Source organism: Mucilaginibacter humi, assembly GCF_013087555.1.
Map to the genome: position 1 here is coordinate 34,651 of NZ_JABFCR010000003.1, position 14,075 is coordinate 48,725.

Consider the following 14,075-nt stretch of genomic DNA (forward strand, 5'->3'; position numbering starts at 1 on the left):
CAGCGGCGTCAAATTTGAAAACCTTACCCTTAGCGGTGACCAGTTCAGACGAAAAACGTTTGTCCATGATCGTCATTTTGCAGTGTGCACAGGCGTCCTTTCCATAGCGTATCGGCTCGGGAGCGTGGCTGCAGGCGCCCAGCAGCAGGCAACAAAGCATAATAATAAAAGCACTTAGGGTTTTCATTTGATATTGTTTGACGATGAGCGCGGTTTGTAAAAAAGCGATGCGGCGACCAGGATCCCGCCGATGCCGACCAGTATTCCTCCGGTATCGGGTAGTGAGCCGGCCGTAAAGTTGAGTAATTGCTTGTAGCCGAACAGCGGGGGCTGGTAGTTCATCCCTTCCACCTTAATGGCGGCATGCGGATTAAGGTGATGTCCATAGTTATATTCCCACACATAAAAATCAGCGAACCCTATGATGGCGAACAGGCATAGGCCGATGAACCAGGCCCATAGCAGGCGGCGGCTTTTGGCGATCGCAGCAGCTATACCGATGAATATCAGTATGCCGAAAATATAAGGCAGGATCTTAAACTCGGCAAAATCATCTACCGAAATAAATTTCATGCCGATATAATGATTCAGTCCGTTGATCTGATCAATGTTGCCTGACAGCCCGTTCAGCCATATCTTCATTTCCAGCCCTTCCGGGTATTGGGGCGCATCCAGCATAATATGCCAAAGCGGTAAAAAATAAGCGCTGAGCATGAGTAAACAGGCAGCGGCTATCCATATTCTGGTTATCGGTTTCATGAGCTAAAGATTAACTGCCGTATGCCGCGCGGGAGCCCGGCACACGACAGTTGAGATAATTATTGAGTTACCGGGTTTACACCGATAGAGAATTTGATTGCAACTTTTGAACCCGCAGGAGATACCCTGAAATAACCCTGCATTTCTGGTGAAGCGCAGAACAGAAATCTGTACAGTAGAACGGAACGATGCCCTGCTGATAAGGATTCCATTTAAGCGTGCTGGTTTCGCCCGGCATGATCAGCAATTCGGCGTTATTGGCGCCTTTGATCGCAAATCCGTGCGGTACGTCCCAGTCCTGCTCGAGGTTGGTCACGTGGATATACACATCATCGCCTATCTGGATGCCTTCGATATTGTCAGGGGCAAGGTGTGAACGCATGGCGGTCATATAAACGTCCACGCGTTTGCCGTTCCGCACCACTTTGGTTTCCTTTTCTGATTTAACTGCATACGGGTTGGTATTCTCGGCCAGTTTAAAGAATTTTACCTGGTTCTTTACGATCTTTTCAGCCGGTATAGATTGGGCATAGTGCGGTTCGCCAATGGTCGGAAAATCCAGCAATAACTTCATTTTATTACCCGAAATATCAAACAGCTGCGCTGCTTGTGAAAGTTCCGGGCCGGTAGGGAGGTAACGGTCTTTGGTGATTTTATCCATAACGATCACGTATTTACCATAAGGTTTTTTAGAATCGCCGCACGGGATGGATAAGTGGCCCTGGTGAATAAAATACGGGGGCGCGATCGATGATCTCCGGGTTGTCTACTTTCCATTTCACTACTTCTGATGACACGAACATGGTGGTATAGGCAAAGCCTTTGTCATCAAATTCGGTATGAAGCGGGCCAAGGCCTGGCTTTTTTACTTCACCGCGTAATACAGCCTCATATTTTAATACAGGCAAATTACCGGCAACCATGCCATCATAAGTTTTTTTGTCTATCGCGTCCAGCATCTTTTTATAAGAAAATACCGGGATCACGGCCGCCAGCTTTCCGCTGGCAACAATGCTTTCACCGTCAGGGGTTACGTCAACGCCGTGCGGCGATTTCGGGCAGGGCATATAATATACTAAGCCGGGGAATTTGGTTACATCCAGGATCTGGGTTTCTTTTTCCATAGTCGAAGTAGCGCTATGGGTTTTATCGCTGTACACATTGTGGGCATATTTCACCGGTATCCTGGTGCCTTTACCCCTGGGCAATCAGTTCTTCGGCTTTTTTCCAGTTAATGGCCATTACGAAGTCTTTATCACGCTGGCTGGCATTAACTTCCAGCAGCGTATTAGCCTGTTCGGTGTTATAGCAGGTAAAGAACATCCAGTCATGCGACGGGCCTTTACCGGCGTGCGCCAAGTCATAATTGAAAGCCGGCACTATCAGCTGGAAAGCCAGTTTCATGCCGCCTGTTTCTTTATCCACTTTTACAAATGACACCGCGCCTTTAAAGTTCTTTTTATAACTGTCTATCGGTACATCATTAGCAGCATCATCCAGCGGCTGGCTGAAGCGTGTGTTGCCCACCACATACTCCGTATTTTCTGTACAGAATGGCGAAGCGTGGTTGCCACCGATGTTCGGCAGCTCGATGATCTCCGTGGTTTTGAATGTGGTCAGGTCGATCCGTGCGATACGCGGCGTATTGTTACCGTTAATAAACAGCCAGCGGCCATCGTCTTCGCCATTGGTTTTTGACAATTCCGGGTGGTGAGAGTCATCCCACGCCACAAATCCATGTGAGGTGTTCAACATCGGCTTGGTCTCTTCGGAATAACCGTAACCATTTTCAGGATTTTGTGAAAAAACCGGGATCACTTTTAATAAACGCCCGGACGGGATCCCATAGGCCGCGACCTGCCCGCTGAAACCGCCGGACATGAATGTATAGATTTCGTCGTATTTCCCGGGGGCCACGTATACTTTTTTGGCGGCATCGGCATCAACCGAAGATCCGGCTGGCCCGGTTTACAGCCGGGCATCGTACCGCCTACCAGCAGGGCCAAAATGGGTAGCAGTAATTTATAGTTAGAAAATTTCATGATTCTTTTTAGCGTTAAGTTATTTACTATCGTTTTTTCTAAAATATTCCAGTATCTGGCGCGTTTGCTCATCGCTAACATCACGGAAGGTCATTTGGGTAAGGTGTTTAGCCAACAGCGCTTGTCCGACCGGATCCTTAGCTTCCATTTCCACCGGGTTGGTGATCTGGTTCATGATCCATTCCGGTGTACGCCTTTGGTCACACCCAGCAGGCCCGGGCCTACGACCTTCTGATCAGTCATTTTATGACAGGCAGAACATTTGGCGCTGAATACCGCTTCGCCCTTAGCGGCCATTGCCGCGTCTATTGGTTCCAGTTTAATCTCCTTGAACTTGCCGATACCTTTACTGTCGCTTTTTGCTTCCGGGTCGATATCCGCGGTTGTGGCAGCTGCTGCCGGTGCCGTCGAAGTTGATTCCGCTTCTGATCCGCCGTTAGACTGACCGCAGGCAAACAGAAGAGTCATTCCCGCTAGCAGGCCGGCGAGAATTAAGGTTTTTGGATTTTTCATTTTGCTGATTTTTAATTAAGCTAAATTATGGCTAAGGCCGGATGCTCGAGATGACCGACCTCAATATTAAACATGATTTAAATCATGTTTAAAGGCCATATATTTAAATATATAAGACTTATTTTATGAATTTAATCATAATTATAAAAGATGTAATTGTCTTTTATTAAGGCAAATTTTTATTTTAAAAAATACCCGTTCGCACCGAATCCTGATACCAGCTCGGTTACCGGTTTTTACTGAATTCGTCCAACAGCATCTCCCTGATGGGCTTCACCTGCTCATGCATCGGGCAGGGCTGAGTTTCTGAACACTTCTCTAAACCAAGTACACAGGCAGAGAAGAGGCCATTGCCATCAATCGCCCTGACAATGTCGATCAGGAAGAGCAAGTGACCGTTTTCCAGATAAAAGCCGCCGGTGGGCCCTTTAGCCGAAGAAAGAATGTTTTTACGAACCGGGGTTTGCAGGATCTTGCCGGTAAAATGCATGGGTGAACCAATCGCTTCCGCTACTTCTATGATGCCCACCTTCTCATTCTTCCCGCTTTTTAACGCGATATAGACGGTGGCACGGATGGCGTATTCACAAGATTTGGATAGTATCATTTTCCTGCAGTTGATTTTACAAACCTAAAATATATTTTTATCCTTTAAGACAATTCCTTTTCCAGCTGAATTGCTTTAGGGAACAGGATATTACTTTCGGTGCACATGACGGTGCAGATCATTTTCATATTCATCGAGTTTTTTGAACAGGATGGTATAAGAACTACAGGCATCTTCTGGCAACTGGTAATTTGAAGTGATCTTTCTTATCGTTTCAAAATCTCCGCCTACCTGCTCATGCTCTGAGTCCATCACCTGTATTGGTACAGAGATCTTACCGAAGTTGGCTGACGGAAGCATCCCCCGGAGTTATAAACCTGTGCCAGTTCTTTGATGAACGGGAACAATATTTTTCTTCCTTCACCATATGGAGGGTCAGGTCATTCCCGATCCGCGAAAACAGGTCAGCAACCTGGATGAGTTCGGGGTGCCTTTCGCCGTGAACCCCGGCTACTTTCTGCGCCATCTCAAGTATAAACTGGGTGTTCTCGCGTACATAGCGGTGATGTGTATTAATGATATAATCACTCAGGAACCCCAGATCCCAATTCTGAAAATCATTTTCGCTGGTAGTCGCAGCTTCACCTTTAACCGCAGCAAGCTGGCGTTCTACTTCTTCCGGGTCGATACCCTTTTTTCGCAGACCTCAGCGATCGTTTTCTTACCGCCGCAGCAAAGTCGATACCCGGTTTTTAAAAACCTGCGCTTTGCGATAATCACCGGCCACAATCTGACCGATCGTCTCCGTGTTTTCAGCTTCAGTCTTCTTCGCGATCTTTACCTGCCAGATCTGCGGGCCGCTTTCCAGGTAATCCCAGGCAAAAACCTGTCCTCTTTCAGCCAGCAACTGGTAGTACAAAGGCTTGGGGTCATGATCATTGTGAATAATAAAAGCTTCGCCGCCAAGCAGCGAATCGAACTTGTCGAAGATAGTTGGGTGTTTGAATCGCGGTTCTATCACCGTGACGTCAAGAATGTCTAATACTTCCATTTTTTGATGTTTAAAATAATAAAAGACAAACGTATCTTTTATTATTGAATAAAAAAGTGATCCTTGTCACTATGGCGCGAAAGCCGTTAAAAAAAAACAAAAGCTAACTTAACCGCATTTAGAAGAGCCGCAGTCTTTGCAGTTCAGGCAGCCTTCCTGGTATTGCAGGTTGGTAGAGTTACAATTCTGACAAACTTGTTTTTTTACTGCTGTACCATCCGGTATATATTTTTCAACGCCCGGGCTACGCCGTTCTTCCGGTATTAATAGCCTCGTCGAGTTGAAGACTGCCAACCAGATCGACCACCTTTTCAATAGGCATGCCATGGCGTAAGGTTCCGGAGATCAATTTGGCGTAGTTCCAGTACTCGGGGTTGAACTTGTAGGAAAGTCCTTCGATTGTCGTTTTGTGGCCGTACCTGTTCTGGTATTGAAAATCATAACGGGATCCGCCAGCGTTATCTCTGTTTTTGATGATCATGCCGTCGTTTACCCACCGCGGGATAAGGATACCATCCTCATCGTCAGCAAGGCCGGTAAATATTTCGTAAGGTTTACCGTCAATCAACCCGATGAAAGCGATCCATTTGTCCTTATTGTTTTGGAAACGGACGATCTCCGCATCAAGGACACGGGGCCTGTCGACAGGAAATGCCGTTTCTCGCCCTGTAGCATTCTCTGTTTTTTCTTTTGTATTCGCAATAAGCACACCCGAGCGTGAACCATCCCGATATACGGTGATGCCTTTGCAGCCTGACTTCCAGGCCGCCATATAAAGTTGTCCCACCACATCCTCGGTTACCTCGGAAGGCATATTGATGGTAACACTGATGGAGTGATCGACCCATTGCTGGATCTGCCCCTGCATCTCTACTTTTTTAAGATAATCAACATCGTTGGCCGTAGCTTTGTAATAAGGCGACAGCGCCACCAATTCGTCCAGCTCTTGCTGCGAATAATTTTGTTAAGGTCATAACCGTTCACGGTCATCCATTGCTTAAACCGATGGTGAAAGACGACATATTCTTCCGGGAGTCACCCAGCTCATCTACAAAATCCACCCGTGCCTCCTGGTCTCCGGGATTCACTTTCCGGCGGCGTTTATATACCGGCATAAATACCGGTTCGATCCCCGAGCTGGTTTGCGACATCAGGCTGGTAGTTCCGGTAGGTGCAATGGTAAGTAACGCCATGTTACGCCTGCCGTGTTCCTGCATTTCATTGAAAAGCTGGGGATCCGCAGCGGACAATCTGAGCATAAACGGGTTATGCCGCTCCCTTTCTGCATCAAATAAGGCAAATGCGCCCCTTTCCCCTGGCGGCGTTAACCGACGCCCGGTAAGCCTCTAATGCCAGGATGCGGTGCATTTGCACAGCGAAAGTTGTGCCCTCATCGCTGCCGTAGCGCAAGCCCGGGGCGGCCAGCATATCACCTTCGGCTGTAATACCGATTCCGGTCCTTCTCCCTTCTTTGGCTTTGGTCTGGATATTTTGCCATAAATTCGTTTCCGTACGCTTCAATTCAGCATTCTCCGGATCCGCGGCTATTTTTTCAAGAATCGAGTCGATTTTCTCCAGCTCCAAATCAATGATATCATCCATAATGCGCTGGGCCACATGAATGTGCTTCTTAAAGATGTCCCAATTAAATGCCGCTTCGGCGGTAAAAGGGTTGGTTACGTAACTAAACAGGTTAATAGCCAATAAGCGGCAGGAGTCATAGGGACACAACGGTATCTCGCCGCAGGGATTGGTAGAAACGGTTTTATAGCCCAGATCGGCGTAACAGTCCGGTAACGATTCCCGGATGATGGTATCCCAAAATAAAACACCGGGCTCTGCCGAACGCCAGGCATTATGAATGATCTTTTGCCACAGCGGCACAGGGTCGATCAGCTTTTCATGAGTTGGTGAACCGCTATCCACCGGGTATTGCTGTTGGTAGGGAGACCCCGATTCTACTGCTTCCATAAAAGCATCATCTATCCGTACGGATACATTGGCCCCGGTTACTTTACCCTGTTCCATTTTAGCGTCTATAAAATCCTCCGCATCGGGGTGCCTGATAGCCACTGAAAGCATCAGCGCGCCGCGCCGTCCATCTGGGCGACCTCGCGGGTGGAGTTTGAAAAGCGCTCCATAAAAGGCACGATGCCAGTGGAGGTCAATGCTGAGTTTTTTACCGGGGAGCCTTTCGGGCGTATGTGCGACAGGTCGTGGCCTACGCCGCCCCGTCTTTTCATAAGTTGTACCTGTTCCTGGTCTATCTTGAATATTCCACCGTACGAATCGGCATCGCCGCTATTGCCGATCACAAAGCAATTGGAAAGAGAACCGACCTGAAAGGGATTGCCGATGCCCGTCATGGGGCTTCCCTGCGGGATAATATATTTAAAGTCACGGATCAGTTCGAACACTTCATCCGCCGACAACGGATTAGGATAGCGCTGCTCTATCCGTGCGATCTCGTTCGCGATACGATGGTGCATATCATCTGGTGTAGCTTCGTAAATATTGCCGGCAGAATCTTTAAGGGCATATTTATTTACCCATACCCCGGCCGCGAGTTCATCGCCTTTAAAATATTCAAGTGACTGCTGGTAAGCTTCTTCAGCGGTATACACGGTTGATTTTTCTCTTTCTTCAGCGATGATCATAGCGTTAGCGGGGTTTAAAATAAATATGATTGGCCTGGCGCTGTCCGCGCGAAACCCGGCAGCGGCACCATTGGATATAAAAGACAAATATCTCTTTATTTACCGGCCAAAAAGTGATGCCGGTCATAATCGCTGGTGATTATTCATTTTTCTGGTCGTCACCAACAGTCCTGCTCCAAAGCCCAGTAACAGCAGGCACAACCACAGTAACAACTGCTGATAACAAAGAATAGCTATATCAAAAAGCGCCAGCATTGGCTGGATAAATAACAAAGCTAAATAGACTACAGTGAGCCCGACGTACGCATAATTCAAGGCGCTGGTTATTATTCCTGTTATTATAAACCCTTTGCGTACCAACTGCCCGATAAGTAAAGGCATGATGATACCGAGCGAGAGCAGGTGGATGTAGCCTATGATCAGATTGCGGTTAATGACGGCCCAGTCACCAATGCGGGGAATACAAACCAATAGCTGAAAAAGGCATTTGAAAGTGAGGCCAATGATAGCTGCTCGTTCGATAAAAGACAGATCGCGCCATACGCTTTTAAATTTAAGGCATAGCACCAGCCAGCACACCAGATTTAGACTTCCGCCGAAAGCAGCGAGTATTAGGATACCATTACCGGGCTGGCTCCATAGCGTAAAAATAAAGTATAGCGGGATGGCGGAAGAGACAAAAAGATATAGCCAGATCCCGGATTGTTTTGTTAATGGCTTAAATGGCAAAGAGGCAGCCAATAGTCCCAAAACAGCCAGTAACATAAACCCATTCATTTGAAAATGCAGGTAAAAATAGATCGCGTCCTGGTAGTACGACGTATTTTTTAGTCCTGATGCAGCCAGTGGGCCTGGGGCTAATGGGCCTAATGCCGAAAGACATAGTAAGATCAGGCTTCCCCCAGCAGGATAAAAGCCGGCTCATTCACATGTTCCTTTAGTAAATTTCGATGAAATAAGAGGTAGGTAAAACGAAAAGTTATAACTATGAAAAGGGTGGAAAAACTGATGGAAACCAGTTTATAACCCTGCCGGGAAAAACTGGCCAGCATGCCATATGAACTGATAAGGGTTAGCACGAGTATAGTTTGGAAACCGATACTTATTTTACCGTCACTGCATAACAACGCGATCAATAAAGCGATGGAAAAAAACATCCAGCCCGAAAAAGCAAAGTGCGAGTGGGCGTGCAGGATGAACTGGTAATTAAGCCCCGGGACATCGTAAAGCTGCATGTAGCGCAGTATTACGCCGAAGATACTGAGTACAACAAAATTAAATATCGCCCATCGGGGGTAATTCAGGGTGGAAAAGCGTTTCATTACATGCCCAACAAGCCTTTACCCTCATCGGATATATTATCATATGACCAGACCGGTTCCCAAACAAGGTCAACTGTTGCTGCATAATCTTCATAATGGCCCTCGATACAATTTTTAACTGCAGATACAATGCTTTCTCCCATCGGGCAGTAAGCAGAAGATAAGGTCATTTCGACCTTGACCAGTTTTTTCGTTTCGTCTATTGCAAGGCCGTAGACCAGGCCAAGATCGATAATATTGATGTGCAACTCAGGATCGATCACCAGTCTGAGCGTTTCCATCATTTTAGCTTTCAAAAAAGAGAGCGGGTCAGTAATATCAAAGCTTGCCATAAGTCACTGTTTTATGAAAAAGTACAATAAATACGTTGGATAGGTATAACAAGGCGGTCACTATCAGCGCGGCGGTCCCGGTATAGATCAGCGGCACGAACAGCAGGTAACAGCCTGGCATAAAGGTAAGGCAAAAGACCGGGTAAGATACAGTTTGGGCTTTAAGTAAATTATTCGCGAACAGATCTGCCGGCATAGGGGTTTTTAACTTGCCCGTCAGATGTTCGTAGTGTTTAACCCAAACAATAAATGGCAGTGTTTTAAAGGTTTGCCCTAATATTAACGCGGTGATCCAGCCCATCAGCATAAATTCGCCATAGATCATTGAAAAACGAATGGTCAGCGGGTTGTTTTTAAGGTGGAAGTAGATAATTACAGGGACGCTCAGCGTTGCTATTTTTAACAGGATAAACGACAGGAGACTGGTGATCATCGGCAGGTCGATATGTTTCCTAAGGCGTGACCGCAGGCATTTTAAAATAAAGATAAAATAGCAGGCCATTCCGGCGGCCCCAATCGCAAATATCAAATAAGTCCGTAAGCTCAACCCGAAGAGATAAGAATCTATCAGGAAGTACAGCAGCGCTCCGACGATCAGGTAATAACTGTAAGTGAGCAATTTAGTGCTTTGATAAGATGATACCGGGAACATGGGTAGCAGTTTGGAACTCACACCGATCAGCATTAACAAAAACCAGCCTATTAGTCCCGTGTGCGCGTGCAGTTTCAGGAAATGCAGATGGTCCTGCGGAAAAATGGGTAGGGTAAAATTAAAGACCAAAGCCGTGCCTAACGTGACGGTCAGGCAAAGGCATATACAGGCGCTGAAGATAAAATCCTCCTGGATGGTCTCCTGCTTTTTCTTTTTGGCCGTCAGGTATACGTTGACTGTAAACAGGACAACCGCTAACAGCAATAAAATAGCCCCGCACTGCATGTGGATACCAGGCACGAATACCCAAAAGGAATAGACAAGTGCGATTAGCCCCGGCACAAAGAGCGCAAAGCTTAGCCAGGCGAGTCTTTCACTGTACAGGTCCGTTTCCAGCACAACCGGTATTAACTGATAGGACGCGCCCGGGATGATCATCGTTCCCCAGCCGAGCGCGGCCATATGCGTGATAGCCAGGATCTGCGGATGGAAGTAATGCCCGGTAAATGCTTTAACCGAAAATAATATCATCCCGGAAAGCACCAAAAAACAAAATGCCGCAGCAACATAATGCGTCACAACGATCCTGAAAAGCCCGGGATTCTGCTTGATGCCGCTCATTTTTTATAGATCAGCATATTGATATCGGCAGGGCCAATCGTTTTAAATACATAGGTCAATCCCTGCTTTTCTAATTCCGGCAAAAGGTATACCGGGATCTTTTTGTGAAACACAAATAAGGCGTTGCCGGCAACCGGTTCGGCGTTTGTTCCAAAATGGCCAGCATAGGTTTGGGCATCTCAAGCTGTCGAACATCAAGAAAAGTAATTCGGGATTCATCAAATCTTTTCAGCTGCCGGTCGAACTGCTCATTGTCAGCAACCGGCACTGTTGAGGGAATCTCAAGCGTTTCGCCAGCCATGGATCCTGCTTTACTAAAATAAGTTAAGACCAGGTTTGGTTCCGGGTGTTCCACGCGAAAAGAAAACCCTTTGTCTGCCAGCAAATGGATCAATGGCAAGGGCTCGAAGGTGTTGATGAGTTTTAGTCCCTGTCCCTCTTCGAGTTTTTTAATCGCCGTTAATATTTCTTTTAATGGGTCTTTATCCTGTGCCAAAACAGGGCGTACATCAAGTTCCAGATAATCCAAAGGTTCTTGGTAGGAAGCAGCCTGTAAAGCTATATTGTTATCAACGGAAGGGGCAGTAACTTTGAATCCAATTTGTTGCATGCTCCACATAAAATCAGCGATCTCTGTGTTTGATATTTTGCACGCGTCAGCAATGCTGACTCTTTTAACCAATAAATTGCGGAGCAACGGATTTTTAAGCTTTGAAAATTTTTTATTTAAGTTGACGAGGGTCTTAATGACCAGATCACGGTCAACACTCAACAGCTGGCTAATCTTTGTATTGGGGTCTATCGTTATTTGCATCTGGCAAAAATGCATGTTGATATAGGCTTATTATATGATATAAATCATGTTTTACAATGATTCTCAACGATCTTTCTTATTGCTACCGTTATTTTGAAAACCTTCGATGCACTTTCATGTCAATTAAGGTAATATCGTGTCTTTACTTTCATATATGAAAGCCAAACGTAGTTTTGACATTTAAGTTTCTGTTGGATATACTATAGTTCTTTCGAACCAGTCAAATTGATATCAAACCATTCGGTTACCACCAGTCGCCTGTTGCGCGGCGGTCCCTGAGCAAGCACCCTGATCGAGATTTAAGCATCGAGAAGCCATAAGAAAAAGCTATTTATATATTAATTTTACAGCTATGAAAGCGACCATTATTCTTGTAGCGGCTATACAGGGGCTATTGATCGTTCCGGGTTTGATTTTAAAAAAGTCCGGAACCGGCCGCCACAGATATACACGGGGCTATTGATCCCTGGTATTCGCACTTGAAATGCTTTTTGCACGGGGCGGGTTGACCGGTTATAATAACCGTGCAGGCCGGATACCTTTCTGGCTGCTAAAATCCTATCTGATGATACCGCCGGCACTGTGGTTGTTTTTCCGGCATCAGTTTGCTCCGGATTTTACCTTCCAGCGCAGGCAGTTGGTTCTTTTTATTCCGGCATTATTTGAGATTCTCCTGTCTTCCTTAAACTACTTTTTAAAAGGTAGTTTCCTGCGCCCCGTTGGTTTTACCGTCTGGCTGGTGCTGGTTGACTGGTTGCCGCTATCGTTGACGGTCTTAGTGCTGGTGGCATACTCGAAGAATTTGGTGGCAAGCCTCAGGGAGACAAAAGAATCTCAGCGCGCGCACCTATGGAAAATGGTTATGGTGCTGGTTGTGTTCTGGCTGATGACGATCATCTGGGCCGCTGAAAGCGTTTTCGGTTTCGACCTTCATATCCTGTTTCAAACCTCAACCGCCGTGATATTATTCAGCCTTGCTTATGCTGCCTATTTTGATCCGGCTTTTTTGAGCGCGCACAACCCGCCCAGCAAAAAGACCAAGTGAGTTTTCAAGTTACGACGACCGGATTGAATTAGCGCGGCTAAAAGTTTTATTCGAGCAGGACGGTATCTATACACGCCCGCGATTAACCCTGTCGCAGCTTGGTGCCGAACTTAGCTTACCCGGTAAATATGTTTCCTACCTGATCAATCGTTACGGGGATGTAACTTTAACGACTTTGTTAATGGCTACCGGGTGAATGAGGTACTTCGACGTATACCGCTGGAACGGCATAAAACCTTGGTCGGTATCGCCCTCGATGCCGGTTTCAGTTCCAGATCCACCTTCCAGCAGGTGTTCAGGCAGCATACTGGCAAACAGCCTTCAGAATTTCTGCCAAAAACGTCCGAAATCGCGATTTCGGACGTGTAGTTAGCTGTCAATTAAGTTTTGTATCGTGACAACAAGCTTTCTTTGCAGTAAAAAATCACTTATGAGAAACTTATTGTTATGCTGCCTGGCGTTGCTTTCCGCTTTATCGGTAAAAGGCCAGCTAGTCACCAAACCTGCATTCGGAGATACCCTTAAGCAAAACCGGGTAAAGCAGATACGTTCAGGTACGCGTTTACTTTTAAACGCGGCGGGACCTACCAGTTTATGTTACGACAACAAGGCATAGGCCTATCCTTTCAATTAACTGGCCCTTCGGGCAAATTGTTGGTCAAGAGTGACCCGCCGGAGGAACTGGACGAGGTCGAACGGTTCGACTACGAAGCGGAGGTTACCGGTGCTTATGTGCTAACCGTAAGCCGCTTTGAACACCCGGAAAATACGGCCTCAGGGCAATTTATATTGGTGGCGGGCGCCATGGATGCAAAGGCAATTGGGCGCCGCAGAAAGATCAAAAAAGAACTGGCCGCTGAGAATAGGAAGACGGTTCAAACGCTGGACATCGATCACTTCTGGGAGGCATTTGATCGACTGAAAAAATGCAGGTCCTATTCGGACAGCTGCCGGGCATTCCGGGAACTTTACGGACCGTGGGACGGACGGCCTGCATGATTTTATCCGGGTGCGGGGCCGGATGCCGGCAAGTATGTACGGATGGCCGCGAGTTATCCAAAGTTCTGGCGAGTATCCGTAGCCATACGCTACAGGCAAAGCAATGGGAACCCCTGATCAATCCGATATTTGAAAAGTTCCGGGCCCTTTACCCGGCGTTCCAACCGTTTAAGGTTTGTTTTGCCATCGGTATATTAAATACCGGTGGGACGGTATCCAATAGCTTTGTGCTGATCGGCACCGAATTGGCAGGCTCGACGGCAGCGGCCGACCTCAGTGAATTCCGCCCGGGGGCATTTCGGGATAACCTGGCTTTCACTGGAGATCTGACCCAAAAAATGATCAGCCTGATCGCGCATGAATGCGTCCATACGCAACAGGCTCCGTCCGGGCCAGAAGCGGCTAAATGTCCCTTGCTTTCCCAGTCATTGCGTGAAGGGAGCGCCGACTTTGTTGCAGAACAGATCACTGGCAGAGCTTACACCGGAAATCATAACTACGGCGATGCGCATGAAACTGAACTTTGGCAGCAATTCAAAAATGAACTTTGCAGATCAAACACCGCTGGCTGGTTATACAACTATTCTACAATAAAGAACCGACCGGCAGACCTCGGGTATTACGGGCTACCGTATCGCCCGGAGTTACTATGAGCGGGCTATGAATAAGACGCAGGCGGTTTCAGAAATTATAGGGATGACCAATCCAGAGGAGTTTTTGA

General features: G+C 46.9%; 20 protein-coding genes and 1 pseudogene. 4 read left to right on the forward strand and 17 right to left on the reverse strand.

The features are described 5' to 3' along the window. Nucleotides 1-183: 183 nt before the first annotated feature. From HK413_RS01120 to HK413_RS01170, 17 genes and pseudogenes are all read right to left on the reverse strand, one after another. Entirely contained in the window at nt 184-678 is a 495-nt protein-coding gene (locus HK413_RS01120) for a hypothetical protein (protein ID WP_246229480.1), read from the reverse strand. A gap of 157 nt (nt 679-835) precedes the next feature. Further along, nucleotides 836-1,429, reverse strand: a complete 594-nt coding sequence (locus HK413_RS15915) for a hypothetical protein (protein WP_317169172.1) — start codon at nt 1,427-1,429, stop codon at nt 836-838. 19 nt (nt 1,430-1,448) lie between these two features. Then, nucleotides 1,449-1,937 (reverse strand): hypothetical protein, encoded by a 489-nt coding sequence (locus HK413_RS15920; RefSeq protein ID WP_246229481.1) that lies wholly within the window; start codon nt 1,935-1,937, stop codon nt 1,449-1,451. Nucleotides 1,938-1,953: 16 nt separating this feature from the next. Beyond that, nucleotides 1,954-2,676 carry a hypothetical protein gene (locus HK413_RS15925; protein ID WP_246229482.1) on the reverse strand — a complete coding sequence of 241 codons (723 nt, stop codon included), beginning with the start codon at nt 2,674-2,676 and terminating at the stop codon, nt 1,954-1,956. A 144-nt stretch (nt 2,677-2,820) separates the two neighbouring features. Next, entirely contained in the window at nt 2,821-2,976 is a 156-nt protein-coding gene (locus HK413_RS15930) for a hypothetical protein (protein ID WP_246229483.1), read from the reverse strand. Further along, a complete protein-coding gene (locus HK413_RS15935) occupies nt 2,973-3,269 on the reverse strand; it encodes a c-type cytochrome (RefSeq protein WP_246229484.1) in 297 nt (98 codons plus the stop codon). The genes HK413_RS15930 and HK413_RS15935 overlap by 4 nt, the downstream gene beginning before the upstream one ends. A 271-nt stretch (nt 3,270-3,540) precedes the next feature. Continuing rightward, the gene (locus HK413_RS01135) at nt 3,541-3,921 is read right to left on the reverse strand and encodes an RrF2 family transcriptional regulator (protein WP_175268830.1); all 381 of its coding nucleotides are present in this window, start codon (nt 3,919-3,921) and stop codon (nt 3,541-3,543) included. A 90-nt stretch (nt 3,922-4,011) separates the two neighbouring features. Continuing rightward, the gene (locus HK413_RS18885; RefSeq protein WP_262886713.1) at nt 4,012-4,221 is read right to left on the reverse strand and encodes a hemerythrin domain-containing protein; all 210 of its coding nucleotides are present in this window, start codon (nt 4,219-4,221) and stop codon (nt 4,012-4,014) included. A gap of 361 nt (nt 4,222-4,582) precedes the next feature. Further along, nucleotides 4,583-4,912, reverse strand: a complete 330-nt coding sequence (locus tag HK413_RS15945) for a DUF2249 domain-containing protein (RefSeq protein ID WP_246229485.1) — start codon at nt 4,910-4,912, stop codon at nt 4,583-4,585. Nucleotides 4,913-5,156: 244 nt separating this feature from the next. Further along, nucleotides 5,157-5,843 (reverse strand): hypothetical protein, encoded by a 687-nt coding sequence (locus tag HK413_RS15950; protein WP_317169178.1) that lies wholly within the window; start codon nt 5,841-5,843, stop codon nt 5,157-5,159. Nucleotides 5,844-5,898: 55 nt separating this feature from the next. Next, a complete protein-coding gene (locus HK413_RS18895) occupies nt 5,899-6,171 on the reverse strand; it encodes a hypothetical protein (protein WP_262886716.1) in 273 nt (90 codons plus the stop codon). A gap of 28 nt (nt 6,172-6,199) precedes the next feature. Further along, a pseudogene (locus HK413_RS15955) lies at nt 6,200-7,569 on the reverse strand (ribonucleotide reductase N-terminal alpha domain-containing protein). A 123-nt stretch (nt 7,570-7,692) separates the two neighbouring features. After that, complete coding sequence (locus tag HK413_RS01150) at nt 7,693-8,346, reverse strand: hypothetical protein (protein ID WP_217451906.1); 654 nt, start codon at nt 8,344-8,346, stop codon at nt 7,693-7,695. A gap of 113 nt (nt 8,347-8,459) precedes the next feature. Further along, nucleotides 8,460-8,891, reverse strand: a complete 432-nt coding sequence (locus HK413_RS01155) for a hypothetical protein (protein ID WP_175268832.1) — start codon at nt 8,889-8,891, stop codon at nt 8,460-8,462. Further along, nucleotides 8,891-9,223: a metal-sulfur cluster assembly factor gene (locus tag HK413_RS01160; RefSeq protein ID WP_175268833.1), complete on the reverse strand. Its 333-nt coding sequence runs from the start codon at nt 9,221-9,223 to the stop codon at nt 8,891-8,893. Before HK413_RS01160 ends, HK413_RS01155 begins: the two co-directional genes overlap by 1 nt. Continuing rightward, nucleotides 9,210-10,496 (reverse strand): cytochrome C oxidase subunit I, encoded by a 1,287-nt coding sequence (locus HK413_RS01165; protein WP_175268834.1) that lies wholly within the window; start codon nt 10,494-10,496, stop codon nt 9,210-9,212. Before HK413_RS01165 ends, HK413_RS01160 begins: the two co-directional genes overlap by 14 nt. Before the next feature lie 70 nt (nt 10,497-10,566). Continuing rightward, on the reverse strand, nt 10,567-11,268 hold the full coding sequence (locus HK413_RS01170) for a DUF2249 domain-containing protein (protein WP_175268835.1): 702 nt from the start codon (nt 11,266-11,268) through the stop codon (nt 10,567-10,569). Nucleotides 11,269-11,815: 547 nt separating this feature from the next. Here HK413_RS01170 and HK413_RS01175 point away from each other — a divergent pair. The 4 genes from HK413_RS01175 to HK413_RS01190 all read left to right on the forward strand — a co-directional run bounded on the left by HK413_RS01175 (nt 11,816) and on the right by HK413_RS01190 (nt 14,007). Continuing rightward, entirely contained in the window at nt 11,816-12,355 is a 540-nt protein-coding gene (locus tag HK413_RS01175) for a hypothetical protein (RefSeq protein ID WP_175268836.1), read from the forward strand. A gap of 192 nt (nt 12,356-12,547) precedes the next feature. Beyond that, a complete protein-coding gene (locus tag HK413_RS21755; protein WP_394353097.1) occupies nt 12,548-12,724 on the forward strand; it encodes an AraC family transcriptional regulator in 177 nt (58 codons plus the stop codon). A 285-nt stretch (nt 12,725-13,009) separates the two neighbouring features. Then, nucleotides 13,010-13,354: a hypothetical protein gene (locus HK413_RS01185; RefSeq protein ID WP_175268837.1), complete on the forward strand. Its 345-nt coding sequence runs from the start codon at nt 13,010-13,012 to the stop codon at nt 13,352-13,354. Beyond that, nucleotides 13,351-14,007: a hypothetical protein gene (locus HK413_RS01190; protein WP_175268838.1), complete on the forward strand. Its 657-nt coding sequence runs from the start codon at nt 13,351-13,353 to the stop codon at nt 14,005-14,007. Before HK413_RS01185 ends, HK413_RS01190 begins: the two co-directional genes overlap by 4 nt. The last annotated feature ends 68 nt before the right edge of the window (nt 14,008-14,075 follow it).

Bases quoted from the DNA above. Each gene is read 5' to 3' on its own strand.
- HK413_RS01120 (WP_246229480.1), bottom strand. From the start codon at position 678: ATGCTGGATGCGCCCCAATACCCGGAAGGGCTGGAAATGAAGATATGG.
- HK413_RS15930 (WP_246229483.1), bottom strand. From the start codon at position 2,976: ATGAACCAGATCACCAACCCGGTGGAAATGGAAGCTAAGGATCCGGTC.
- HK413_RS15935 (WP_246229484.1), bottom strand. From the start codon at position 3,269: ATGACTCTTCTGTTTGCCTGCGGTCAGTCTAACGGCGGATCAGAAGCG.
- HK413_RS01135 (WP_175268830.1), bottom strand. From the start codon at position 3,921: ATGATACTATCCAAATCTTGTGAATACGCCATCCGTGCCACCGTCTAT.
- HK413_RS18885 (WP_262886713.1), bottom strand. From the start codon at position 4,221: ATGCTTCCGTCAGCCAACTTCGGTAAGATCTCTGTACCAATACAGGTG.
- HK413_RS15945 (WP_246229485.1), bottom strand. From the start codon at position 4,912: ATGGAAGTATTAGACATTCTTGACGTCACGGTGATAGAACCGCGATTC.
- HK413_RS18895 (WP_262886716.1), bottom strand. From the start codon at position 6,171: ATGCTCAGATTGTCCGCTGCGGATCCCCAGCTTTTCAATGAAATGCAG.
- HK413_RS01150 (WP_217451906.1), bottom strand. From the start codon at position 8,346: ATGAATGGGTTTATGTTACTGGCTGTTTTGGGACTATTGGCTGCCTCT.
- HK413_RS01155 (WP_175268832.1), bottom strand. From the start codon at position 8,891: ATGAAACGCTTTTCCACCCTGAATTACCCCCGATGGGCGATATTTAAT.
- HK413_RS01160 (WP_175268833.1), bottom strand. From the start codon at position 9,223: ATGGCAAGCTTTGATATTACTGACCCGCTCTCTTTTTTGAAAGCTAAA.
- HK413_RS01165 (WP_175268834.1), bottom strand. From the start codon at position 10,496: ATGAGCGGCATCAAGCAGAATCCCGGGCTTTTCAGGATCGTTGTGACG.
- HK413_RS01190 (WP_175268838.1), top strand. From the start codon at position 13,351: ATGATTTTATCCGGGTGCGGGGCCGGATGCCGGCAAGTATGTACGGAT.